General features: G+C 71.5%; 19 protein-coding genes. 9 read left to right on the plus strand and 10 right to left on the minus strand.

The window, feature by feature from the left end; all coding sequences use genetic code 11:
- Positions 1-60 precede the first annotated feature (60 nt).
- Genes rpoS through surE form a run of 4 tightly spaced genes read right to left on the minus strand, consistent with a single transcriptional unit; the run spans position 61 to position 3,797 of the window.
- Positions 61-1,173 (minus strand): RNA polymerase sigma factor RpoS, encoded by a 1,113-nt coding sequence (gene rpoS / locus ACPOLB_RS04930; protein WP_425260198.1) that lies wholly within the window; start codon positions 1,171-1,173, stop codon positions 61-63.
- 30 nt (positions 1,174-1,203) lie between these two features.
- A complete protein-coding gene (locus ACPOLB_RS04935; RefSeq protein WP_425260200.1) occupies positions 1,204-2,211 on the minus strand; it encodes a peptidoglycan DD-metalloendopeptidase family protein in 1,008 nt (335 codons plus the stop codon).
- The gene (locus tag ACPOLB_RS04940; RefSeq protein WP_425260202.1) at positions 2,208-3,026 is read right to left on the minus strand and encodes a protein-L-isoaspartate(D-aspartate) O-methyltransferase; all 819 of its coding nucleotides are present in this window, start codon (positions 3,024-3,026) and stop codon (positions 2,208-2,210) included. The genes ACPOLB_RS04935 and ACPOLB_RS04940 overlap by 4 nt, the downstream gene beginning before the upstream one ends.
- A gap of 3 nt (positions 3,027-3,029) precedes the next feature.
- Complete coding sequence (surE, locus tag ACPOLB_RS04945) at positions 3,030-3,797, minus strand: 5'/3'-nucleotidase SurE (RefSeq protein ID WP_425260203.1); 768 nt, start codon at positions 3,795-3,797, stop codon at positions 3,030-3,032.
- A 136-nt stretch (positions 3,798-3,933) separates the two neighbouring features.
- Between surE and ACPOLB_RS04950 the strand changes: the two genes are divergently transcribed.
- The 3 genes from ACPOLB_RS04950 (at position 3,934) to ACPOLB_RS04960 (ending at position 8,005) form a co-directional block, all read left to right on the plus strand.
- A complete protein-coding gene (locus ACPOLB_RS04950) occupies positions 3,934-4,911 on the plus strand; it encodes an NADPH:quinone oxidoreductase family protein (RefSeq protein ID WP_425261875.1) in 978 nt (325 codons plus the stop codon).
- A gap of 73 nt (positions 4,912-4,984) precedes the next feature.
- A complete protein-coding gene (locus ACPOLB_RS04955; RefSeq protein ID WP_425260205.1) occupies positions 4,985-5,719 on the plus strand; it encodes a LuxR C-terminal-related transcriptional regulator in 735 nt (244 codons plus the stop codon).
- Between the two features lie 48 nt (positions 5,720-5,767).
- Positions 5,768-8,005: an ATP-binding protein gene (locus tag ACPOLB_RS04960; RefSeq protein WP_425260206.1), complete on the plus strand. Its 2,238-nt coding sequence runs from the start codon at positions 5,768-5,770 to the stop codon at positions 8,003-8,005.
- 37 nt (positions 8,006-8,042) lie between these two features.
- On the opposite strand, the gene ACPOLB_RS04965 is transcribed toward ACPOLB_RS04960, so the two are convergent.
- From ACPOLB_RS04965 to chlG, 4 genes are read right to left on the minus strand one after another with little or no spacing between them, the layout of a single operon-like run.
- The gene (locus ACPOLB_RS04965) at positions 8,043-8,291 is read right to left on the minus strand and encodes a hypothetical protein (RefSeq protein WP_425260207.1); all 249 of its coding nucleotides are present in this window, start codon (positions 8,289-8,291) and stop codon (positions 8,043-8,045) included.
- A gap of 16 nt (positions 8,292-8,307) precedes the next feature.
- Complete coding sequence (locus tag ACPOLB_RS04970; protein ID WP_425260209.1) at positions 8,308-9,534, minus strand: geranylgeranyl diphosphate reductase; 1,227 nt, start codon at positions 9,532-9,534, stop codon at positions 8,308-8,310.
- Positions 9,531-10,853: a BCD family MFS transporter gene (locus tag ACPOLB_RS04975; RefSeq protein WP_425260210.1), complete on the minus strand. Its 1,323-nt coding sequence runs from the start codon at positions 10,851-10,853 to the stop codon at positions 9,531-9,533. The genes ACPOLB_RS04970 and ACPOLB_RS04975 overlap by 4 nt, the downstream gene beginning before the upstream one ends.
- Positions 10,850-11,734 (minus strand): chlorophyll synthase ChlG, encoded by an 885-nt coding sequence (gene chlG, locus ACPOLB_RS04980; RefSeq protein WP_425260211.1) that lies wholly within the window; start codon positions 11,732-11,734, stop codon positions 10,850-10,852. Before chlG ends, ACPOLB_RS04975 begins: the two co-directional genes overlap by 4 nt.
- Before the next feature lie 78 nt (positions 11,735-11,812).
- On the opposite strand from chlG, the gene ACPOLB_RS04985 reads away from it, so the two are divergent.
- Complete coding sequence (locus ACPOLB_RS04985) at positions 11,813-13,375, plus strand: phytoene desaturase (RefSeq protein ID WP_425260212.1); 1,563 nt, start codon at positions 11,813-11,815, stop codon at positions 13,373-13,375.
- Here the strand turns inward: ACPOLB_RS04985 and ppsR are convergent.
- Both ppsR and ACPOLB_RS04995 read right to left on the minus strand, forming a co-directional pair.
- Complete coding sequence (gene ppsR / locus ACPOLB_RS04990; RefSeq protein ID WP_425260213.1) at positions 13,350-14,795, minus strand: transcriptional regulator PpsR; 1,446 nt, start codon at positions 14,793-14,795, stop codon at positions 13,350-13,352. The genes ACPOLB_RS04985 and ppsR overlap by 26 nt on opposite strands.
- A gap of 94 nt (positions 14,796-14,889) precedes the next feature.
- Complete coding sequence (locus ACPOLB_RS04995; protein ID WP_425260214.1) at positions 14,890-15,789, minus strand: cobalamin B12-binding domain-containing protein; 900 nt, start codon at positions 15,787-15,789, stop codon at positions 14,890-14,892.
- Between the two features lie 329 nt (positions 15,790-16,118).
- On the opposite strand from ACPOLB_RS04995, the gene bchF reads away from it, so the two are divergent.
- The 5 genes from bchF to bchL are packed head-to-tail and all read left to right on the plus strand — an operon-like array spanning position 16,119 to position 24,104.
- Positions 16,119-16,586 (plus strand): 2-vinyl bacteriochlorophyllide hydratase, encoded by a 468-nt coding sequence (gene bchF, locus ACPOLB_RS05000; RefSeq protein WP_425260215.1) that lies wholly within the window; start codon positions 16,119-16,121, stop codon positions 16,584-16,586.
- Positions 16,583-17,872 carry a ferredoxin:protochlorophyllide reductase (ATP-dependent) subunit N gene (locus ACPOLB_RS05005; protein ID WP_425260216.1) on the plus strand — a complete coding sequence of 430 codons (1,290 nt, stop codon included), beginning with the start codon at positions 16,583-16,585 and terminating at the stop codon, positions 17,870-17,872. Before bchF ends, ACPOLB_RS05005 begins: the two co-directional genes overlap by 4 nt.
- 1 nt (position 17,873) lies before the next feature.
- Positions 17,874-19,490: a ferredoxin:protochlorophyllide reductase (ATP-dependent) subunit B gene (gene bchB, locus ACPOLB_RS05010; RefSeq protein ID WP_425260218.1), complete on the plus strand. Its 1,617-nt coding sequence runs from the start codon at positions 17,874-17,876 to the stop codon at positions 19,488-19,490.
- Positions 19,462-23,190, plus strand: coding sequence for a magnesium chelatase subunit H (locus ACPOLB_RS05015; RefSeq protein ID WP_425260219.1), 3,729 nt, complete (start codon positions 19,462-19,464; stop codon positions 23,188-23,190). The genes bchB and ACPOLB_RS05015 overlap by 29 nt, the downstream gene beginning before the upstream one ends.
- Positions 23,187-24,104, plus strand: coding sequence for a ferredoxin:protochlorophyllide reductase (ATP-dependent) iron-sulfur ATP-binding protein (gene bchL, locus ACPOLB_RS05020; RefSeq protein ID WP_425260220.1), 918 nt, complete (start codon positions 23,187-23,189; stop codon positions 24,102-24,104). Before ACPOLB_RS05015 ends, bchL begins: the two co-directional genes overlap by 4 nt.
- The last annotated feature ends 6 nt before the right edge of the window (positions 24,105-24,110 follow it).

Genomic DNA, 24,110 nt, shown 5'->3' on the forward strand with positions numbered 1-24,110 from the left:
GGACCTGTCGCCTGGGCGTCATCGGCGGGGCCCGGCACGGTGCGGCCACCGTGCAGCGCGTCAGAACAGCGCGTCGCGGTCGACGCCGTTGCGCGCCATGCGGCGCTTGAGCTTCAGCAGCGCCTCCTGCTGGATCTGCCGGATGCGTTCGCGCGTGAGCCGCAGCCGCGCCGCCAGCTCCTCGAGCGTCTCGGGCTCGCGGTCGTGCAGGCCGAAGCGGCCGGCCAGCACCTCGCGTTCGCGCTCGTTCAGCGCCGCCATGCCCTGCTCCAGCCAGACCACGGCCTCGTGGCTGAGCGTCAGGCCCAGCGGGTCGATGGCCTGCTCGTCGGCCACGGCGTCGAGCACCGACTCGCTGCCGCCCTCGCCGTCGACCGGCGCGTCCAGCGACGACGGCTGCTCGGCCAGCTTGAGCAACGCCGCCACCTGGGCCACCGGCCGTTGCAGCACGGCGGCCAGTTCCTCGACGCTGGCGGCCCGGTCGCCGTCGCCGGGCGTGCGCCGCGCGGCTTCGAGCGCCCGCCGCGCCTTCAGCACCTGGTTGAGCTCGCGCACCACGTGCACTGGCAGCCGGATCAGCCGGGCCTGGTGCATGATGGCCCGCTCGATGCTCTGGCGGATCCACCACGAGGCATAGGTCGAGAAGCGGAAGCCGCGCTCGGGCTCGAACTTGCCGGTGGCATGCATCAGGCCGAGGTTGCCCTCCTCGATGAGATCGATCATCGGCAGCCCGCGCCCCACGTAGTGCTTGGCGATGCTGACCACCAGCCGCAGGTTGCGCTCGATCATGCGCTGGCGCGCGGCGAAGTCGCCCGCCCGCGCCGCCACGGCGGTGGCGTGTTCCTCCTGCGCGCTGAGCAGCGGCGCGCGGCGGATGTCCCGCAGGTAGCTCTGCAGCGTGTTGCCGTGGTCGGTCTCGCCGTCGTCCAGCGCGGTCAGCGCGGCCGGCAGGCCCTCGGGGCCGCCATCGTGCGGCGCCTGGATCGCATCCGCCGGGAGTTCATCCGCCGTCTCGGACGCGCGCGCGTGGCCGTTCCGGGGCGGCGTCTCCGCGGCGGCGTCGAGCGCGGCGGGCTCGGTGTCGGGTGCCTCGCGGTTCAGCGCCCGCAGCGCATGCGCCGCCAGCGCCGCCTTGGCAGCATGGCCGTCGTGCGCTGCGCGCCGCTTGACCATGCCATGCTCCGCATCGGGTGCGCCGCCGCCTCAGCGCGGTGGCAGCAGCTTCGCCGGATCGACCGGCTTGCCCTGGCGGCGGATCTCGAAATGCAGCTGCACGCGGTCGGCGTCGCTGTTGCCCATCTCGGCGATCTTCTGTCCGCGTCGCACCACCTGATCCTCCTTCACCAGCAGCGTCTGATTGTGCGCGTAGGCCGACAGGTAGGTGGCATTGTGCTTGACGATGATGAGGTTGCCGTAGCCCCGCAGGCCGGAGCCGGCATAGACCACGCGCCCGTCGGCCGTGGCCAGCACGGGGTCGCCCACCTTGCCGGTGATGGCCAGTCCCTTGCTCTTCACCTCGTCGAAGCCGGTCGCCACCGGACCGGAGGCCGGCCACGACCAGGCCAGGTCGTCGTCGCCCCCCACGGCAGGCGCGGGCGTGGCGGGCTGCGGCGCGGCAGCCACTGCCGAGCCGGCCGCGCCGGCCGTGGCCGGCATGGCGGCAGACGTCGCGGGCGTGGCGGGCGTGCCGGGCGCCGCCGCGGCACCCGAGGCGCCGCCGGCGCCCGCCACCAGCGGCTTGCCGTCGACCCGGCCGCCCGGGCTGATGGGCCGCACGACGACGGCGTTCGGGTCGGCCGCGGGAGCCGCCGGCGGCACCACGCGCAGCACCTGGCCGACCTCGAGCACGTTCGGGTTGTCGAGCCCGTTCCAGCGCGCGATGTCGCGCCAGTTCTGGCCGTTCTCCAGGCCGATGCGGATCATCGTGTCGCCGGGGCGCACGGCGTAGTAGCCGGGCTTGCCCAGGTTCTCGGCCCCGGGCAGCACCTTCGCCGGATCGGCCGCGGAGGCCGCGGCGGCGGGCACCGCCGCAGCCGCGGCGCCGCCTGCGGGCGGCACGGCATTGGCGCCGCGGGGCGGGGTCGCGCGGTCTTCGATCGGTGCGCGGTGTCCGGCACTGGCGCAGCCGACCAGCAGTGCCGCCAGCAGCAGGCTGCCGACCAGCGGCGCACGGCGCCGTGCGGAATTCAACTCGGTGGGGATCGTCTTCATGCTGTGCCGGATTTTAGGGGGACGAAATGCACGGCATCGTGCAACTGGCGGCGCACGCCGCCGGCGTGCTTGTCCAGCACCAGCAGCACCTGTCCGCCGGAGGCCGCATCGTGCATCGGGGCCACCAGCCGGCCCCCCATGGCCAGTTGGTCGATCCATGCGGCAGGCAGGTCGTCGCCGCCAGCCGCGGCGACGATGCTGTCGTACGGCGCACTCGGGCCGTGCCCCTGGCGGCCGTCGGCATACACCAGGCGCACGTCGCCCTGCGGCCAGCCGGCCAGGTGCGCGCGGGCCTTGTCGTGCAGCGGCTTCAGGCGTTCGATCGACAGCACGCGCGTGCTCAGCAGCGCCAGCAGCGCGGTCTGGTAGCCGCAGCCGGTGCCGATCTCGAGAACACGCCCGAGGTGGCCGCGGGCCGATGCGCCCTCGCCCGCGAACAGCAGCGACAGCATGCGTGCCACCACCGACGGCTTGGAGATGGTCTGGCCCAGGCCGATGGGCAGGCTCGTGTCCTCGTAGGCCTGCGTGGCCAGCGCGGTGTCGACGAAACGATGCCGCTCGACGCTGGCGAAGGCCTGCAGCACCGGCTCGCAACGCACGCCGTCGGCCCGCAACCGCGCCACCATGCGCAGGCGCACCGCCTGCGAATCCAGGCCCAGGCCGGCCGAACGCGTGCCCGGGTCGCTGCGGCGGGTGGCATCGCGCGCAGCCTCGTGCACCGGCCGCTGCGGCCGCAGCACGCTGGCGCTGCCCGTCTTGGACGCCGGCTGCAACGGGCCCAGGCGGGCGGGAAACCGCGGTCCGGGTTTGCTCACGGCTCAGGCCAGCGGCACGCCGAGCGTGCCGGCCCAGGCGCTGCGCCGCGCGTGGTCGGTCAGGTCCACCTGCAACGGCGTGATCGACACCAGGCCGCTGGCGACGGCGTGGAAATCGGTGCCGGCACCGGCTTCACGCGCGTCGCCGGCCGGGCCGATCCAGTACAGCGGCTCACCGCGCGGGCTCTGCTGGCGGATCACCGGCTCGCTGGCGTGGCGCCGGCCCAGCCGCGTGATGACCCGCGGCAGCGCGGCCGCATCCGCCCGGTTCGGGATGTTCACGTTCAGCAGCCACGGGCCGGGCGGCTGCGTGCTCGCCAGCACCTGCTCGATGATGGCGCGCGCCGTGGCCGCCGCGGCGTCGAGCTGGCCCCAGCCCTTCTCGGCCTGCGAGAAGGCGATGGCCGGGATGCCGAAGAGGTAGCCCTCCATCGCCGCGGCCACCGTGCCCGAGTAGAGCGTGTCGTCGCCCATGTTGGCGCCGTTGTTGATGCCCGAGACCACGAGGTCGGGGCGGCGCTCGAGCAGACCCGTGAGCGCCACGTGCACGCAGTCCGACGGCGTGCCGTTGAGCACCTTCACCGGGTGGCCCAGCGCACCGCGCGCCTCGAACATCGTCAGCGGCCGCGTCAGCGTCAGCGCGTTCGAGGTGCCGCTGGCGTTCTGCTCGGGCGCGATCACGTCGATGCTGCCCAGGCCCTGGCAGGCCTGCACCAGCGCGGCGATGCCGGGCGCGAGATAGCCGTCGTCGTTGGCAATGAGAATGTGCATCGCGGCATTGTAGGGAGTCGCTGCCTGCGCCCGGGTGCACGCCGGGCGCCTGGACGGCGTCGCGCGCGCGACGCCCCGCGGGCCGCCGGATTCGTATCATGCGCCGCCACACGACGAGGAGACACCCACCATGACGATGACTGCCTGGCTCTGCGAATCCCTGGACGGCATCGGCGCGATGCGCATGCACACGCTGCCGCTGCCGGTGCCGAAGGCCGGCGAGGTGCGCATCGCGGTGCGCGCGGCCAGCCTGAACTTCCCGGACCTGCTCATCGTCGAAGGCAAGTACCAGTTCAAGCCGCCCCTGCCCTTCGTGCCCGGCGCCGAGTTCTCCGGCACCGTCGACGCGGTGGGCGACGGCGTCACGCACCTGCGCGTGGGCCAGCCGGTGGCGGCCATCGCGGGCACCGGCGGCTTCGCCAGCCATGCCATCGTCGAAGCCGGCCGCGTGCTGCCGCTGCCGCCGGGCTTCGACCTCGAGGACGCGGCGGCGTTTGCCTTCACCTACGGCACCTCGCACCACGCGCTGGTCGACCGCGCGGCGCTGCGTGCAGGCGAGACGGTGCTGGTGCTGGGCGCGGCGGGTGGCGTCGGCACGGCCGCGCTGCAGATCGCCAAGGCGGTGGGCGCGCGCGTCATCGCCGCCGCCTCCAGCGACGAGAAGTGCGCGCTGTGCACCGCGCTCGGCGCCGATGCGACGCTGAACTACAGCCGCGACAACGTGCGCGAAACCTTGAAGGCGCTGACCGGCGGCAAGGGCCCCGACGTGGTGTACGACCCGGTGGGCGGCGATCTGGCCGAGCCGGTGTTCCGCAGCATCGCCTGGCGCGGTCGCTACCTGGTGGTGGGCTTCGCGATGGGCGGCATCCCGGCGCTGCCCTGGAACCTGGCGCTGCTGAAGGGCGCCTCGATCGTCGGCGTGTTCTGGGGCGACTTCGTCAAGCGCGAGCCGCAGGCCAGCGCCGCTGCGCTCGGCCAGCTGGCGCAGTGGTACGCCGAAGGCAAGATCAAGCCCGTGATCGACCAGCGCCTGCCCATGGCCGAGCTGCCCGCGGCCTACGCCCGCATGGGCACGCGCCAGGTGCGCGGCAAGCTGCTGCTTGTCAACGCGTAACCAAGGGACAGAACCGGGTCGGTCACGCCGCTTTACGCGCTAGCATCCGGGCTGCGATGACGAGGAGTCGCCAATGGCCGTGAAGGTCCTGATCCTGGAAGACAACCCGGTGGCCCGGAGCTTTCTGTGCCGCGTCGTGCGCGAGAGCTTCAGCGACGCCAACAGCATCACCGAAGCCGGCGACCTGGAGACCGCGCGCCGCCACATCAGCCTGGCCGGCGGCGCATCGGGCCTGCACGGCGTCGATCCGTTCAAGCTGATCCTCGTCGACCTCGAGCTGCCCGACGGCAACGGCATGGAACTGCTGGCCGAGCTGACGCACTACCCGGCCACCAAGATCGTCACGACGCTGTACTCCGACGACGACCACCTGTTCCCGGCGCTGCAGCGCGGTGCCGACGGCTACCTGCTGAAGGAAGACCGCTTCGAGGTGCTGGTGGAAGAGCTGCAGAAGATCGTGCGCGGCCAGCCCCCGCTGTCGCCGGCCATCGCACGCCGGCTGCTCACGCATTTCCGGCACGGCAGCGGTAACGATGCCGCGCCCGACAGCGGCTTCGTCAACACCACCGGGTTCACGGCCAGCCGCCCCGTGCCGATCGAGAAGCAGCCCGACCACGAGCGCCTCACCCCGCGCGAGACCGAGGTGCTCACCTACCTGAGCAAGGGCTTCACGATCAAGGAAATCGCCAGCCTGATGGGCATCAAGTGGTTCACCGTCAACGACCACATCAAGTCCATCTACAAGAAGCTCAACGTTTCCAGCCGCGCCGAAGCCGCCGTGCTGGCGAGCAAGCAAGGGCTGGTCTGACCGGCCCCTGACCCCGGCGGCGCACGCGCGCCGTCCCACCCACCCGCGATGAACGAGCGAACCGCCACCGCCGGCGACTCGGTGTTCGGCGCCAGCGCCTTCGAGCGCTCGCTGGACCAGCGTCTGCCCACCCGCTGGATCGGCTGGCGCCTGCGCCTGCTGGTCCTGGTGGCCCTGGTCGGCTGCGTCGCCACGTTCGCGCTGATGCGCTGGCTCGCCACCAGCCCGGCGCTCGACGCCGTGTTCCAGGCCGGGCCGCAGGGCCAGCTGGTGCTGGTGGGCAGCGAAGTGCGCGCGCTGGAGTCGCGTGTGGGCCAGCACGTCGTGGCCGTCGTCGCGGCCGACGGCACGCGCGTGCCGGTCGACGCGCTGGCGCTGCAGCGCGCACCGCGCTGGCAGGTCGACGACGCCCGGCGCGCGCTGCAGGTGCGCCAGCAGGAAGCACTGGCGCGCGCCTTCGCCGGCGGCGGGGCCACGCTGGCCTTCGCCGACGGCCAGCAGGTGGGCGTGCCGACGCCGCCCCGCGGCTTCGTGGGCCTCGGCCTGCTGTTCTGGCCGCTGGCGGCGCTGGCGCTGCTGCTGTACCTGATCGGCGTCGTCGTCGTGCTGGTCCGCGTGCAGTTGCGCAACTGGCTCTACCTGGTGATGGCGCTGTGCCAGGCGGGCTCGCTGCTGTTCATCGCGATGGAGTCGATGCGCGGCCTCGGCTGGCCGCTCGGTGCCAGCAGCCACGCGCTGATGCCGCGGCTGGCCTTCGACCTGTGCGCGGCCGCGGCCTGCGTGCATGCCTTCGCGCTGCACCCCCGCCGGGTCCCTGGCGCCAACCTCATCGCCGCCGGCGGCTGGGCCGTTGCGCTGGGCCTGCTGCTGCTGGTGCAGGCCGGGATGCTGCCCGGCGTGTGGTGGTGGGCCCAGGGCACGATGCTGCTGCTGGGCGCGGCGGCCCTGGGCGTGCTGAGCTGGTCGTACCGCATCGAGGCCAACCCGTTTGCCGCGGTGATGCGCCGCTTCGGCGGCATCGCCGCGGGCACGCTGCTGCTGGTGACGGTGGGCGTGGCGGTCTCGGCCGGGCAGCCCGGTGTGCCGCACAGCATCGCCGTGATCGGCTCGGTGGTCTGGTACGTGTTCTTCGCCTCGCTGCTGCTGCTGGTGCCGTTCCTGTCGCGCAGCAAGCAGGTGCTGCGTGAGTTCGCGCTGCTGGCCGGCATCAGCACGGTCGCCACGTCGCTGGACCTGCTGTTCGTGGCCATCTTCTCGCTCGGGCAGTTCTCGTCGCTGACGCTGGCGGTGTTCCTGTCGCTGGGCGTGTATGCCGCGGCGCGGCAGTGGATCCTGAACCAGATGGTCGGCACCAGCGTGCTGACGACCGAACGCACCTTCGAGCAGCTCTACCGCATCGCGCGCGAAGTGCAGGAACAGCCGTCCCGCTACGCCACGCTGCTGGCGCAGCTGCTGCGCGACCTGTTCGAGCCGCTGGAGACGCTGCGCGTGGACCGCCCGGTCACGCATGCGGCGCTGCTGGGCGGCGGCTCGGCGATGGTGGTGCCGGTGCGCGTGGGCAGCCCCAACGACCCTGCGCGGCCGCCGCTGGCGCTGGTGCTGCGCTTCGCGCACCGCGGCAAGCGGCTGTTCACCAGCGAGGACGCACGCCTGGCCGACCGTGTGGTGGAGCAGCTGCGGCGCGCCGTGGCCTACGACCAGGCGGTGGAACGCGGCCGCAGCGAAGAACGCCAGCGCATCGCGCAGGACCTGCACGACGACATCGGCGCGCGGCTGCTGACGCTGATGTACCAGGCGCAGACGCCGGAGATGGAGGACTACATCCGCCACACCCTGCTCGACCTGAAGACGCTGACGCGCGGCCTCGCCGCCGCCGACCACCGGCTCTCGCACGCCGCGGCCGAATGGAAGAGCGACCTGACGCAGCGCCTGACCGCGGCCCACGTGCAGCTGGGCTGGAACTTCGAGACCGACCGCGACGTGCGGCTGTCGGTGGTGCAGTGGTCGGCGCTGACGCGCGTGCTGCGCGAACTGGTCAGCAACGCGATCTACCACGCGCATGCCACGCGCGTGGACGTCACGTTCAGCCTGAACGGCGCACGCCTGACGCTGAGCGTGGCCGACGACGGCAACGGCCGCGACCCGCAGAGCTGGTCGCACGGCCTGGGCCTGGGCGGCGTGCGCAAGCGCGTGAAGCTGCTGGGCGGCGAAGTGCGCTGGCGCGAGAACCTGCCGCGCGGCATCGTCTGCGACGTCACCGTCGCGGAGTTCGTCGCCAAGCATTGACCTGGCGCTTGCCAGGTCGCAACGACCGAGCCCCGCCTCAGTGCCTGCGCCAGCGCCGCTGCAGGTCGGCCGCGTGCGCCAGCCCCGCGGCCAGCAGGCCCGCCGCCACGTAGCCCCAGCCCGCGCCTTCGAGGCCGGCGCGCAGCGCCAGCATCAGCGCCAGGCCGGCCGCCAGGTTGGGCAGGAAGTCGCGCGGCGCCATGCCGCGCCCGGTGCGCTGGTGGTACGCGGCCAGCGCCACGCCCTCCAGCAGCGTCATCACGATGACGATGTCGATCAAGGCCATCACCACGCTCCCGGCCTCACACGCGCGCCAGCCCCAGCAGGTGGGCCATGTCCTTGAAGAAGATGCGCACCTGCTGCATCGGCTTCTTGCGCGTGAGCTTCTTGTTCATGTAGGACTCGAAGGTCATCTGCTGCACGTCGCGGTCCTTGCAGATGCTGACGAAGCGCTCGCGGCGCTTGTCGTTCGTGTACCAGAAGCGCTGCATGATGCCGAGCACCAGGAACACCGTGCCGTGTTCCTTCATGAAGCGCTTGCGGGCCATCGCCAGTGCGCGGCCTTCGCCGGTGCGCAGCGTCTCCAGCGCCGCCTCGGCGGCCAGGCGGCCGCCGACCATCGCGTAGTAGATGCCTTCGCCCGAGGCCGGGGCCACGACGCCGGCGGCGTCGCCGGCCAGCACCACGTCTCGGCCGTTGTCCCACTTCTTCAGCGGCTTCATCGGCAGCGGCGCACCTTCGCGGCGCACCGTCACTGCGTCGGCCAGGCCGGCGGCCTCGCGCAGGCGGCCGGTGGCACCGCGCAGCGAGAAGCCCTTGTCGGCACTGCCGGTGCCGATGCTCAGCGTGTCGCCGTGCGGGAACACCCAGCCGTAGAAGTCGGGCGACAACGTGCCGCGGTAGTAGACGTCGCAACGGGAGCCGTCGTAGCCGGCCGGCCGCACGGCCGGTGCCTGCACGATCTCGTGGTACGCGAACACGTAGTCGGTGTCCTTCGCACCAGGCACCGCCTGGCGGGCCACGGCGGAGCGCGCGCCGTCGGCGCCGATGATGGTGCGGGCGCGCACCGCGCGGTCTTCGCCGTCGCGGTGCTCGTGGCGCTCGCCCTTGCCGTGCGCGCGGTAGTGCACGACGGCGGTGCCGTCGTCGTCGCGCGTGATGCGCTCGAAGCTGCCGGTGCGGCGCTCGGCGCCGCAGTGCGCGGCACGCTCGCGCAGCCACTCGTCGAACTGCTCGCGGTCGACCATGCCGACGAAGCCGTTGTCGATGGGGATGTCGACCTTCACGTCCGCCGGCGAGACCATGCGCGCCGACGTGGCGCGCGCCACCAGCAGTTCGTCGGGGATGCCGAAGTCGCGGATCAGCCGCGGCGGGATGGCCCCGCCGCACGGCTTGATGCGCCCGGCGCGGTCGAGCAGCAGCACCTTGCGGCCCTGGCGTGCCAGGTCGGCCGCCGCGGTGGCGCCGGCGGGGCCGCCGCCGACGACGACGGCGTCGAAGGTCTCGATCGGATGGGGCGTCGGGATCATGGGCTCACCTCTGCTTGCTTCAGCGCGTGTCGGGGGGAACGCGCCTGCGGCGCGACATCGATGCGCGTGGCCAGCCAGGCCGCCGCGACGAACAACAGGGCCTCGAGCGCGAACACCGAGGCATAGGCGGCAGCCGGGCTGCCGATGAGCCAGCGCGCCACGTCGCTGGCCGCGGTGCCGAGCAGGCCGCCGAAGCCGAAGGCGATGGCCTGCCCCGCTCCCCACAGCCCCATGCGCACGCCTTCGCGGCCGGCGCGGCCCTGGCCGGCCAGGCGCATCATCGAGCCGATGGCGGCGATGGAGAACGCACCGTTGGCCACGCCGAGCAGGAACACGGTCTCGCGGAACGGCCAGGCGCCGCCGTGCAGCCCGGCGCCCACCAGCGACGCCAGCGCCAGCGCCGAAGCGATGCAGCCGCCCACCGTCCAGGCGCGCAGCGAGCCGAAGCGCTGGCCGGCCAGCGCCACCAGGATCATGCCGGCGAGCACGCCGCCGTGCTGCACGCCCGACAGCGCCGTGCTCTGCCCCGGCGTGTAGCCGAACACCGTGCCGGCGAAGGGCTCCAGGATCAGGTCCTGCGCGCTGTAGGCCAGCATCGAGACGAAGATGAAGACCGTGAAGCGGCGCGCGTCGTGTTCCGCCCACACCTGCTTCAGGGCCTGCAGGAACGGCGGCATGGTGTCGCGCGGCGGCGCGGCGCGCGCTTCGCCTTCCAGCCCGCGCAGCGCCACCAGCGCCAGCACGAAGGCGATGACGCAGGCGCCGGCCATCACCGCCAGCAGCCGCGCCGGCGAGTACGGGTCGAGCAGCCTGCCGGCCACGCCCGCGGTGACCGCGAAGCCCACGATCATCATCATCCAGACGATGGTGGCCGCCGGTGCGCGCCGGCCTTCCGGCACGCGCTTGGCCAGCAGCACCAGCAGCGACGTGCCGCTGGCACTGACCCCCACGCCGATCAGCAGGAAGCACAGCAGCGCCAGCGCGATGCCCGCCACCGGCGAGGTGCCCATCAGCGCCGTGGCCGCCGCCGCGCCGATGCCGCCCGTGCCCAGCACGGCCAGCCCGCCGACGATCCACGGCGTGCGCCGCCCGCCCACATCGGAGCCGAAGCCCATGCGCGGGCGCAGCACCTGCACCATGTAGTGCAGCGCCACCAGCAGCCCGGGCAGCAGCGCGGGCAGGCCGAGTTCGACGACCATCACGCGGTTCAGCGTGGACGTGGTCAGCACCACCATCGCGCCGATCGCCGCCTGCACCAGGCCCAGCCGCACGATGCCGAGCCAGCCGAAGTCGTCTCCGGGCGTGCGACCGGCGGTCATGCGCCGGCTCCGGTGGCGCGCAGCGCGAACGCGCTGACCATCATGCCGGCGACGAACAGCGGCACGCCGAACCCGCTGTAGAACAGCGCGCGCTGCACCGGCTGCCGCAGGAACCACACCATCAGCACGCCCTGCGCGACCAGCAGCCCGGCCACGCCCAGCGCGTGCCACGGCGCACCCCAGTGCGTGAGCATCGCGACCACCACCACCTGCGGCACCGCCATCATCAGGCAGGCGGTGCGCGCCGCGCCGTCCACGCCCAGGCGCACCGGCAGCGAGCCGATGCCCATCTGGCGGTCGCCCTCGATGGCCTTGAAATCGTTGAGCGTCATGATCCCGTGCGCGCCGGCGCTGTACAGCACGGCCAGCGCCAGCGAGTGCGAAGCCGGCATCGCGCCGCCGGCCATCACCGCCGCACCGGTCACCCAGGCCAGGCCCTCGTACGAGATGCCACAGGCCGCGTTGCCCCACCAGCCGTTGCGCTTCAGGCGCACGGGCGGCGCGCTGTAGGCCCAGGCCAGCACGAGGCCCAGCGCCGCGGCGCCAAAGCCCCACAGGCCGAGCTGCGTGGCCACCAGCAGCGACAGCGCGGTCCAGCCGATGGCGATGTACAGGCCCCAGCGGCCGGGGATGCGTCCCGACGGGATGGGGCGCTGCGGCTCGTTGATGGCGTCGACCTCGCGGTCGAACCAGTCGTTCACGGCCTGGCTGGTGGCGCACACCAGCGGGCCGGCCAGCAGCACACCCAGCAGCAGCAAGGCCCAGTTCGACACCAGCGACGCCCCCGAAGCCACCACGCCGCAGGCGAAGGCCCACATCGGCGGGAACCAGGTGATGGGTTTCAGCAGTTCTGTGACGGCGGACAAAGCAGGGCGTGCCATGAAGCGCGATATTGCTCCTGACACCAGAAGGCGTCAATCCTTGTTGACACTTTCTTCGCCATCCTCCAAGCTGCCGTCATGCTCATGAAGACTGCTGCATCGGCCCTGGCCGACTCCTCCGCCGCCCCCCATGCGGTTGTCATCGGCAGCGGCTTCGGCGGCCTCGCCGCGGCCGTGCGGCTGTCGGCCCGCGGCTGGCGCGTCACGGTGCTGGAGAAGCTCGACAGCCCCGGCGGCCGCGCCTACGTGCACCGGCGCGACGGCCATGTCTTCGACGCCGGCCCCACCATCGTCACCGTGCCGTCATTGTTCGAGGAACTGTGGGCGCTGGCCGGCCGCAAGCTGTCGGACGACGTCGACCTGCGCCGGCTCGACCCCTTCTACCGCATCCTGTTCACCGACGGCGACCACTTCGACTACAGCGGCGACCCCGATCGCATGCGCGCCGAGGTGCGCCGCATCAGCCCGTCCGACGCCGCCGGCTACGAGCGCTTCATGGCCGAGGCCGACCACTGCTACGAGCTCGGCTTCAAGGCGCTGGGCGACAAGGCCTTCGACAGCCTGAAGGACCTGATCCAGGCCTCGCCGGCCATCGTGCGCATGCGCGGCTGGCGCAGTCTGCACGGCATGGTGGCCAGCCACCTGAAGCACCCGAAGCTGCGCCAGGCCATGAGCCTGCAATCGCTGCTGATCGGCGGCAACCCGTTCTCCGTCACCTGCATCTACAGCCTGATCAACGCGCTGGAACGCCAATGGGGCGTGCACTGGGCGATGGGCGGCACCGGCACGCTGGTGCGCGGGCTGGTGAGCCTGCTGGGCGACCTGGGCGGCACGCTGCGGCTGGGTGCGGAGGTGAAGAAGATCGACATCGACAGCGGCCGCGCGACCGGCGTCACGCTGGCCAGCGGCGAGCGCATCGCCGCCGACATCGTGGTCAGCAACGGCGACACGGCCTGGACCTACAAGCACCTCGTCGACGCGCAATGGCGCCGCCACTGGACCGACCGCCGCATCGACCGCGGCCGCTACTCGATGAGCCTGTTCGTCTGGTACTTCGGCACCAGGAAGCGCTACGAGGGCGTGCCGCACCACATGATGGTGCTGGGCCCGCGCTACCGCGAGTTGCTGACCGACATCTTCAAGCGCCACAGGCTGGCCGATGACTTCAGCCTGTACCTGCACCGCCCCACCGCCACCGACCCCGGCATGGCACCGCCCGGGCACGACACGTTCTACGCGCTGGCGCCGGTGCCGCACCTGGACAGCGGCACCGACTGGGAACAGACCGCCGAGCGCTACCGCAACGCCATCGCCGAAGTGCTGGAACGCACCGTGCTGCCGGGTCTGCGTGCGCAAGTGACCACGTCGCTCGTGACCACGCCGCAGGATTTCCACGACCGGCTGCTGTCGATGAAGGGTGCCGCGTTCGGCCTGGAACCACTGCTGCTGCAGAGCGCCTGGTTCCGCCCGCACAACCGCAGCGAAGACGTCGACGGCCTGTACATGGTGGGTGCCAGCACGCACCCGGGCGCGGGCGTGCCCGGCGTGCTGATGTCGGCACGCGCGCTGGACAGCGTGGTGCCCGACGCCGCCGCCTTCACGGCGGCAGGTGGCGCTACTTCTCGGCGTCGGCCGTCGTAGCCCCGCCGCTGCCCAGGTCGCCCAGGCCGTAGCGGCGCAGCTTCACATACAGGCTCTGGCGCGACAGGCCCAGCATCTCGGCGGCCGAGGCGCGGTTGTCGCGCGTCAGCTCGAGGGCGGCCTCGATGCACAGCTGCTCAATCAGGTCGGTGGTCTCGCCGACGATGTCCTTCAGCGGCACCCGCCCGACCAGCTCGGTCAGCTGGCCCACCGAACGCGGCAGTTCGCGGCCACCGCGGCTGTCGCTGCCCGACAGCCGGCGGCCGACGTCGCGGATGGTGAATCCCAGGAAGGGCCGGTCCCCGTGCGGCACCATGGTGGCCGAGATCTCGACGTCGGTGACCGCGCCGTACTCGCCGCGCAAGGTGGTGGCGAACAGGCGCACCGCGCCGCGCTGGCGCAGGTTGGAGATCATCACGCTGAGATCCACGCCGCTGCGGCCCAGCCAGCGGTCGAGCGTCTCGCCGCGCACCTGCTCTTCGGTCGTCAGCTGCGCCAGCTCGATGAAGGCCATGTTGGCGGAGATGACGCGCCCGTCGAGGTCGGTGACGACCAGGCAGTCGGGCGCGCTCTGCACCAGCTTCAGCAGCATCGAATTGGTGCTGGGCGCCTGCTCGGCATCGGAAGCGGGCAACGCCCGGGCCATGCGCACCATGAAATGCGAGACACGGTCCTGGCGGTAGGTGGACACCGCGACGGTGACCTCGCCGCGTGCTTCCAGCAGTTCGGCCCGGCATTCGTCGGCGCGGCCGGTGGCCCGCACGCCGGCCAGCAGCAGGTTCAGCGCCTCGGCGCTGCGCACGTCCACGCCCGACGGGAACGGCAGGCCGACCAGGCTGGTGGCACCGCCGTCGCCGATCAGGCGCGCGGCGGCCGGGTTGGCTTCCAGGATGCGCTGGGTCGAGGCATCGACCACCAGCACCGCCTCGGAGGCCACCTGGAACAGGTGGCGGTAGCGGGTCTCGGCGTGGCGGAACTTCCAGTAGTCGCGCTCCATCGCCTGTTGCGCCTCGACCAGGCGCTGCTGCAGCGCCGCCGTGGCACGCAGGTCGCGGCCCACGGCCAGCACGTGCCCCTTGCCCCCCAGCGGCATGGCCAGGAACAGCAGCGGCAGTTCGCGCCCGCCCGGCAGCACGAAATTCAGGTGGCGCCAGCGCGGTGCGTTGCCGTCGGGCACGGCGTCGCGCAGCAGCGCGTCGACCTTGTCGCGGCTCTCGGGCGTGACGATGTTGCGCCAGGCCTGGCCGATCCAGTCGGTCGGTGTCTCGCCGGCGAGGTCTTCGCTCCCGGTGGACAGGTCGCGCACCACACCCTGCGCGTCGATGACGAGGGAGATGTCGTTGGCAATCGACAGCAGCGTGCCGGCCACCTCGGCACTGAGGCCGCCGAGGGTGGTGTCCGGTGCTCCAAAAGGTCTCATGGTGGAGACCCGCCTTTCAGCTCAGTACTGCTGGGTTGATCGGATGTGCTGTCACGGGTCGAAGCCTTGGCCACTGGACAGCGCTCCCGATGGCCTAGAGGCGGCGGGCGCGTTCGTCGAGCAGCCGCTCGGCCAGGCTCGGGGCCTGGCGCCCGTCGGAGGCCGATGCGTCGGCCCCGACGCGCAACGCCAGATCGGGATCTGTCGCGAACACGGGGCCCCCCACCATCACACCGACGGCCCGGTTGCGAGAAGCATGCCGGACAGCAGTAATACCTGATTTTAGCCAGTCGACCCGGGCCTCCACGCCGACCGAGATGCCCACGACGTCGAACCATTCGTTGCGCACCAGCGCCACGGGGTCGGCATGGCGGCTGTCGAGTTCGCAGACCACGTCCCAGCCGGCGCGCCGGAAGAACTCGGCCACCATCGACAGGCCGAACGTGTGCTGCTCGCCCGGCGCGGGCAGCAGCAGCGCGCGTCGGCCGTCGGCAGGCACGTCGATCTCGGACCCGAAGGCCGGGCTCAGGCTGCGCATGATGCGATGCAGCCGCCCGACCGCGACGGTGACGTCGCTGAAGAGCACGATGTCCTCTTCCCAGAGCCGGCCGAGCTCGCGCGCCGCCGGGCTCAGCAGATCGATGTAAAGCGCCTCCACCGACAGTCCGCGGCTGCGCAGGTGCGCGATGGCGTCGGTCCAGCCCGAATCCGTGGGCGCCAGCACCAGCTGCACGAAGCGGCCGACCTCGGCTTCGTCCAGGGCCGGCGGCGCGGGCAGCGCCACGGGTTGCGGTTCGGCTTCGGGGCGGTGCGAACGCACCAGCCGGGGAATGATGTCGGCCTCGATGGTGCGCACGATGCGCGCCATGCGCTCCTGCAGCGAGGGCTGCACGCCGGTGCCGACCAGCAGGGCGCGCGCATGCTCGGCGCTCAGGTCGCAGGCGGCACTGGCTTCGCTCAGCGCGCTTGCGGTTCCAGGTGTCATGCGTTCCATGTGGCACCTCCCTGGATTGGACTTGCCACCAGCGCCTCGGGCGCTCTCTGGAACCTACTGCTCATGGGGAACCACCTGTCCAGAGCCCGACACCGAATCTGGATCCCCGACGGGCACCCGCAGGCTCGGTTGCAGCTCCGCACTGCGAGTGACTTTCATGGACCGGTCCCCTTCGCGTCAAGACGGCGAAACCCCACAACTGAGTCGTAGCGTAGTGTCATGCATCGTTGACGTCAACCCCTGTTGACAGTTCTTGAGGCCCAGTCTAGATTCGCTCCATGGGTTCTCCAGTCCAGTCACGCAACAGCAACACAGGTTCCGCCCGGCAGGTGTCGCCCGCGCTTTACACCCCCGAGCAACGCGTGCGCCGCGACAAGTCGCCCTGGACCTGGGTGCAGGGCCTGCTGGCGCCGCTGCAGTTCGTGGTGTTCGTCATCAGCCTGGTGCTGGTGCTGCGCTTCCTGGTGACCGGCCAAGGCCACGACGCCGCGGTGCAGTCGGTGGTGGTGAAGACGTTGTTCCTCTACACCATCATGGTCACGGGCTGCATCTGGGAGAAGGACGTCTTCGGCGTCTGGCTCTTCGCCCCCGCCTTCTACTGGGAAGACGTCTTCAGCATGCTGGTGCTGGCGCTGCACACCGCCTACCTGGTGGCGCTGGCCACGGGCTGGCTCGACGCCCGCGCACTGATGCTGCTGGCGCTGGCCGCCTACGCGGCCTACGTGATCAATGCGACGCAGTTCATCCTGAAGCTGCGCGCGGCCCGCCTGAGCGCGGCACAGGAGGCCTACGCATGAACGCCGTGATCGACATCCGCCCGGTCGTGGACGCCGGCTGCAGCGACGCCCCGGTGCTGAAGGAACGCGGCCAGCGCGAGGTCTTCTGCGGCCTCACCGGCATCATCTGGCTGCACCGCAAGATCCAGGACGCATTCTTCCTGGTCGTGGGCTCGCGCACCTGCGCCCACCTGCTGCAGTCGGCCGCCGGCGTGATGATCTTCGCCGAGCCGCGTTTCGCCACCGCCATCATCGACGACCGCGACCTCGCGGGCCTGGCGGATGCCAACGCCGAACTCGACCGCGTCGTGACGCGGCTGCTGGAGCGCCGGCCCGACATCCGGATGCTCTTCCTCGTCGGCTCGTGCCCGTCGGAAGTGATCAAGCTCGACCTGCACCGCGCCGCCGAGCGGCTGGGCAAGGCCTTCATGCCCCGCGTGCGCATCCTGAACTACTCGGGCAGCGGGATCGAGACCACCTTCACGCAGGGCGAAGACGCCTGCCTGGCGGCCCTGGTGCCCGAACTGCCTGCCGCTCCCGCCGATGCGCCGCCGGCCTTGCTGGTGGTGGGCACGCTGGCCGACGTGGTGGAGGACCAGTTCCGCCGCCTGTTCGACGAGATGGGCCTGGGCCCGGTGCACTTCTTCCCGCCGCGCGACAGCCAGCACCTGCCGCCCGTGGGCGCCAGCACGCGGATGCTGCTGGCACAGCCCTTCCTGGCCGACACCGCGCGCGCGCTCGAGGCACGCGGCGTCCAGCGCCTGGCGGCCCCGTTCCCATTGGGTGCCGAAGGCACGACGCTGTGGCTGCAGGCTGCGGCACGTGCCTTCGGTGTCGATCCCACCCGCTTTGCCACAGCCGTCGGCCCCCGCCGCGAGCGTGCGGCACGCGCGCTGGCCCGCCATCGAACGCAGCTCGAGGGCCGGCGCGTCTTTTTCTTCCCCGATTCGCAGCTCGAACTGCCGCTGGCGCGCTTCCTGTCGCGCGAGCTCGGCATGGCGCTCAGCGAGGTCGGCACGCCCTACCTGCACCGCCAGCACATGGCCCCGGAACTGGCGCTGCTGCCGGCCGGCACCGTGCTGTCGGAGGGCCAGGACGTCGAACGCCAGCTCGACCGCTGCCGTGCCGCGCGGCCCGACATCGTGGTCTGCGGCCTCGGTCTGGCCAATCCGCTCGAAAGCGAAGGCATGACGACCAAGTGGGCGATCGAGCTGGTGTTCACGCCCATCCAGGGCTACGACCAGGCCGCCGACCTGGCAGAGCTGTTCACGCGCCCGCTGGCGCGCCGCTTGAAACTGGTGGCCTGACATGCAACTCACGCTCTGGACCTACGAAGGCCCGCCGCACATCGGCGCCATGCGTGTCGCCACCGCGCTGGAGGACGTGCACTACGTGCTGCACGCCCCGCAGGGCGACACGTACGCCGACCTGCTGTTCACGATGATCGAGCGCCTGCCGCGGCGCCCGCCCGTCACGTACACCACGTTCCAGGCCCGCGACCTGGGCGGCGACACGGCGCAGCTGTTCAAGACCGCGGCCGCCGAAGCCTACGCGCGCTTCCAGCCGAAGGCGATGCTGGTCGGTGCCTCGTGCACGGCCGAGCTGATCCAGGACGACCCCGGCGGTCTGGCCAGCGCGCTCGGCCTGCCGGTGCCGGTGGTGGCGCTGGAACTGCCCAGCTACCAGCGCAAGGAAAACTACGGCGCCTCCGAGACCTTCTACCAGATCGTGCGCACGCTGGCCCTGCGCCACGCACCGGCACCGGGCACGCCGCGCGCGGCCCGCCCCGCCGACCAGCGCCCGAGCTGCAACATCCTGGGACCCACCGCGCTGGGCTTCCGCCACCGTGACGACGTGCGCGAGATCACCGGGCTGCTGCAGGAACTGGGCATCGACGTGCGCACCGTCGCCCCGCTGGGGGCCTCGGCCGACGATCTGGCCCACCTGGGCGACGCCGACTTCAACGTCGTGCTCTACCCCGAGACCGCAGCGCAGACGGCCAGCTGGCTGCAGCGCATGTTCGGCCAGCCCTTCACGAAGACCGTGCCGATCGGCGTCGGCGCCACGCGCGCCTTCGTCGCCGAGGTGCTGGCGCTGGCCGGACTGCCGGCCGACACGCCGCTGCCCGAGACACTGTCGCGGTCGACCTGGTACGCGCGCTCGGTGGATTCCACCTACCTCACCGGAAAGCGGGTCTTCGTCTTCGGCGACGCCACGCACGCCATCGCGGCGGCCCGGGTGGCGCAGCAGGAGTTCGGCTTCACCGTCGTCGGCCTGGGCACCTACAGCCGCGAGTTCGCCCGCGACGTGCGCGAAGCCGCCAAACAGTACGGCATCGAGGCGCTGATCACCGACGACTACCTGGAAGTCGAGGCCCGCGTCGCCGAGCTGCAGCCCGAACTGGTGCTGGGCACGCAGATGGAACGCCACATCGCCAAGCGCCTGGGCGTGCCCTGCGCGGTGATCTCGGCACCGGTGCACGTGCAGGACTTCCCTGCCCGCTACTCGCCGCAGATGGGCTTCGAAGGTGCGAACGTGCTGTTCGACACCTGGGTGCACCCGCTGATGATGGGCCTGGAGGAACACCTGCTGACGATGTTCCGCGGCGACTTCGAGTTCCACGACGGCGCTGCCGCGTCGCACCTGGGGCGGACCGCGGCACCCGCGGCGGCGCAGGGCAAGCCGGCCCTGGAGCCCGAGCCCGAACTGGTGGCCCAGCCGGTGGCGGCCGAGGCCGCCCGCGACAGCAACGTCATCCCGATCACCGCCGCCTGGGCCCCCGACGCACAGAAGGAGCTGCAGAAGATCCCGTTCTTCGTGCGCGGCAAGGCCCGGCGCAACACCGAACGTTTCGCCGCCGAACGCGGCGTGGCGACCATCACCGTGGAAACGCTGTATGACGCCAAAGCGCACTTCGGTCGCTGACACGGTGGCGGCGACGCCGATCCGCGTCGCGCTGATCACGATGGACACCCACCTGTCCAGCGCCACCGAACGCGCCCGCATCCTGCTGCGCCGCGAACTGCCCGGCCTGCAGCTCGGCGTGCATGCCGCCAGCGAGTACGCCGCGGACAGCTCGGCGCTGGCGCGCTGCCTCGACGACATCGCGCACGCCGACGTCGTGATCGTCGGCATGCTGTTCATGGAAGACCACTTCCTGCCGGTGCTGCCGGCGCTCACCGCGCGTCGCGAACGCTGCGACGCGATGCTGTGCCTGGTGTCGGCGGCCGAGGTCTCGCGCCTCACGCGCATCGGCCGCTTCGACATGGCCAAGCCTGCCAGCGGTCCGATGGCGCTGCTGAAGAAGCTGCGCGGCAAGGCCAAGGACAAGGACGGCAAGCCGACCACCGGCGGCGCGGCGCAGATGAAGATGCTGCGCCGGCTGCCGCAGATCCTGCGCTTCATCCCCGGCACGGCGCAGGACCTGCGCGCGTACTTCCTGGCGATGCAGTACTGGCTGGGCGGCAGCGAAGAGAACATGCACAACCTGGTGCGCTTCGTCGTCGACCGCTACGCCAGCGGCCCGCGCGCGACGCTGCGCGGCACGCTGCAGGTGGCACAGCCGGTGGACTACCCCGAGGTCGGGGTCTACCACCCCCGCCTGAAGGGCCGCATCGGCAGCGACGCCGCGGCGCTGCCCAAGGTGGTGTCCGACGGCAAGGCGCAGGGCCGGGTCGGCCTGCTGCTGCTGCGCTCGTACCTGCTGGCCGGCAACTCCGCGCACTACGACGGCGTCATCGCCGCGCTCGAGGTGCAGGGCCTGCAGGTGGTGCCGGCCTTCGCCTCGGGCCTGGATGCGCGCCCCGCCATCGAGTCCTTCTTCATGCAGGACGGCCGCGGCACCGTGGACGCGGTGCTTTCGCTGACCGGCTTCTCGCTGGTGGGCGGCCCCGCCTACAACGACGCCGAAGCCGCCGAGAAGATCCTCGCGCAACTCGACGTGCCCTACATCGCGGCCCACCCGGTGGAGTTCCAGACCATCGACCAGTGGGGCGCGTCCGAACGCGGCCTGATGCCGGTGGAGAGCACCATCATGGTGGCGATCCCCGAGCTCGACGGCGCCACCGGCCCCACCGTCTACGGTGGCCGCGCCGGCACCCCGGGCAGCACCTGCGGCGGCTGCCACAAGGCCTGCAAGTTCGAGCCCACCGACAACACGCACGACATGTTCACGTGCTCGGAGCGCACGGCGATGCTGGCCGCGCGCGTGGCCCGTCTGGTGGCGCTGCGCCGCTCGCGCCGCGCCGACCGCAAGGTGGCGCTGGTGATCTTCAACTTCCCACCCAACGCCGGCAACCTGGGCACCGCCGCCTACCTGTCGGTGTTCGAGAGCCTGTTCGAGACGCTCAAGGGCCTGCAGGCCCAGGGCTACACCGTCACGTTGCCCGAGAGCGTCGAGGCCCTGCGCGACGCGGTGCTGCACGGCAACGCCGCCACGCTGGGCGCCGACGGCAACGTGGTGGCGCAGATCCCGGTCGACGACCATGTGCGCCGCGAGCGCTGGCTGAAGGAGATCGAGGCGCAGTGGGGCCCGGCGCCGGGCCGGCAGCTCACCGACGGCCGCTCGATCTTCGTGCTGGGTGCGCAGTTCGGCAATGCGCTGGTGGCCGTGCAGCCCGGCATGGGCTACGAAGGCGATCCGATGCGGCTCCTGTTCGAGAAGGGCTTCGCACCGACACATGCCTTCTCGGCCTTCTACCGCCACCTGCGCGAAGACTTCAAGGCGCATGCGGTGCTGCATTTCGGCACGCACGGCGCGCTCGAGTTCATGCCCGGCAAGCAGGCCGGCCTGTCGGGCAGCTGCTGGCCCGACCGCCTGATCGGCGACCTGCCGAACTTCTACCTCTACGCCTCGAACAACCCGAGCGAAGGCGCGATCGCCAAGCGGCGCGCCGCGGCCACGCTGATCAGCTACCTCACGCCGCCCGTGGCGCAGGCCGGCCTGTACCGCGGCCTGCTCGAGCTGAAGAGTTCCATCGAACGCTGGCGCGGCCTGACGCCCGACGCCGCCGAGCGCGCCGACCTGGCCGTGCTGATCCAGGCCCAGGCCGCCGGCCTGGAACTGGCGCAGGCCGAACCGGCCTGGGACGCGGGCGCCGATGCCGAGGTGCAGCGCCTCACGCACGAGGTGCTGGAGCTCGAGTACACGCTGATCCCCAACGGCCTGCACGTGGTCGGCAAGCCGCTGACGCCGCCGCAGCGCGTGGACATGCTGCTGTCGATGGCCGGCGACGGCGCGCCCGACCGCGCCACCGTGGAAGCCATCGTCGCCGGAGGCACCCCCGCGGGCCACGACGACCTGGTGCGCGCCAACGGCATGCTGGCGGTGGACACCGAGATCCCCGGCATCCTGCACGCCCTCGACGCCGGCTTCGTGCGCCCGGCCCCGGGCGGCGACCTCCTGCGCACGCCGGCCGTGCTGCCCACCGGCCGCAACCTGCACGGCTTCGACCCCTTCCGCATCCCCAGCGCCTTCGCGGTGCAGGACGGCGCGCGCCTGGCGCAGCTGCTGCTGGACCGCCACGTCGCCGACGGCAACCCGCTGCCGGAATCGATCGCGCTGGTGCTGTGGGGCACCGACAACCTGAAGACCGAAGGCGGCCCGATCGGCCAGGCCCTGGCGCTGATGGGCGCGGTGCCGCGCTTCGACAGCTACGGCCGGCTCGCCGGTGCCGCACTGAAGCCGCTGGCCGAACTGGGCCGGCCGCGCGTGGACGTGGTGATCACGCTGTCGGGCATCTTCCGCGACCTGCTGCCGCTGCAGATCAAGCTGCTGGCCGAGGCCGCGTTCCTGGCCGCCAGCGCCGACGAACCCGAGGACCGGAACTTCGTGCGCAAGCACACGCTGGCCTACCAGCGCGAGCACGGCTGCGACCTGGAAACGGCCGCGCTGCGTGTCTTCGGCAACGCCGACGGCACCTACGGCAGCAACGTCAGCATGCTGGTCGACAACAGCCGCTGGGACGACGAGGACGAACTCGCCGAGCAGTACAGCCGCCGCAAGGGCTACGCCTACGGCCGTGCCGGCAAGCCGGTGCAGCAGGCGGCGCTGCTGCAGAGCGTGCTGGCCGACGTCGCGCTGGCCTACCAGAACCTCGACTCGGTGGAACTGGGCGTGACCAGCATCGACACCTACTTCGACACGCTGGGCGGCATCAGCCGCGCGGTGCAGCGCGCCAAGGGCGGCGCCGCGGCGCCGGTCTACATCGGCGACCAGACGCAGGGGTCGGGCACCGTGCGCACGCTGACCGAGCAGGTGGCGCTGGAGACCCGCACCCGCATGCTGAACCCGAAGTGGTACGAAGGCATGCTGGAGCACGGCTACGAAGGCGTGCGCCAGATCGAGGTGCACCTGACCAACACGATGGGATGGTCGGCCACCACCGGGCAGGTGCAGCCCTGGGTGTACCAGCAGCTGACCGAGACCTTCATGCTCGACCCGGCCATGCGCGAGCGCCTGGCCCGTCTGAACCCCACCGCGTCGGCCAAGGTGGCCAACCGGTTGATCGAAGCCTCGGAGCGCCAGTACTGGCAGCCCGAGGCCCACGTACTCGAAGCCCTGCGCCGCGCCGGCGAGGAGCTGGAAGATCGCCTCGAAGGCGTCTACGAAGGAGCTCCGGCATGAACACCGCAACGATTTCCCCCGACCAGATCCGCCGCGGCCCGCGGCCGGGCGCACCCGACGGCGAGGGCAGCGTGCAGGTGCAGCTCGACCCGAGCGTGAAGATCGGCACGGCCAAGGTCTTCGCCATCTACGGCAAGGGCGGCATCGGCAAGAGCACCACCAGCTCCAACCTGTCGGCGGCCTTCAGCATGATGGGCAAGCGCGTGCTGCAGATCGGCTGCGACCCCAAGCACGACAGCACCTTCACGCTGACCAAGAAGATGCTGCCCACGGTGATCGACGTGCTCGAGACGGTGGACTTCCACCCCGAGGAACTGCGCGTCGAGGACTTCGTGTTCCCGGGCTACAACGGCGTCATGTGCGTCGAGGCCGGCGGCCCGCCCGCGGGCACGGGCTGCGGCGGCTACGTCGTCGGCCAGACGGTGAAGCTGCTGAAGGAACACCACCTGCTCGAAGACACCGATGTGGTGATCTTCGACGTGCTGGGCGACGTGGTCTGCGGCGGCTTTGCAGCGCCGCTGCAGCACGCCGACCGGGCGATGATCGTCACGGCCAACGACTTCGACAGCATCTTCGCGATGAACCGCATCGTGCAGGCCATCGGCGCGAAGGCGAAGAACTACAACGTGCGGCTGGGCGGCGTCATCGCCAACCGCAGCGCGGCCACCGACCAGATCGACAAGTACATCGGCAAGATCGGCCTGGAGCTCGCGGCGCACTTCCCCGACCTCGACGTCATCCGCCGCAGCCGCCTGAAGAAGAGCGTGCTGTTCGAGATGGAGACCAGCCCCGAGCTGGAGGCCGTGAAGAAGGAGTACCTGCGGCTGGCGGCCAACCTGTGGCTGGGCGGCAAGGAGTACAGCGCGGTGCCGATGAAGGACCGCGACATCTTCGACCTGCTGGGCTTCGATTGAAGGCGG

The organism is Rubrivivax soli (assembly GCF_049810355.1).
Lineage (GTDB): Bacteria > Pseudomonadota > Gammaproteobacteria > Burkholderiales > Burkholderiaceae_C > Rubrivivax.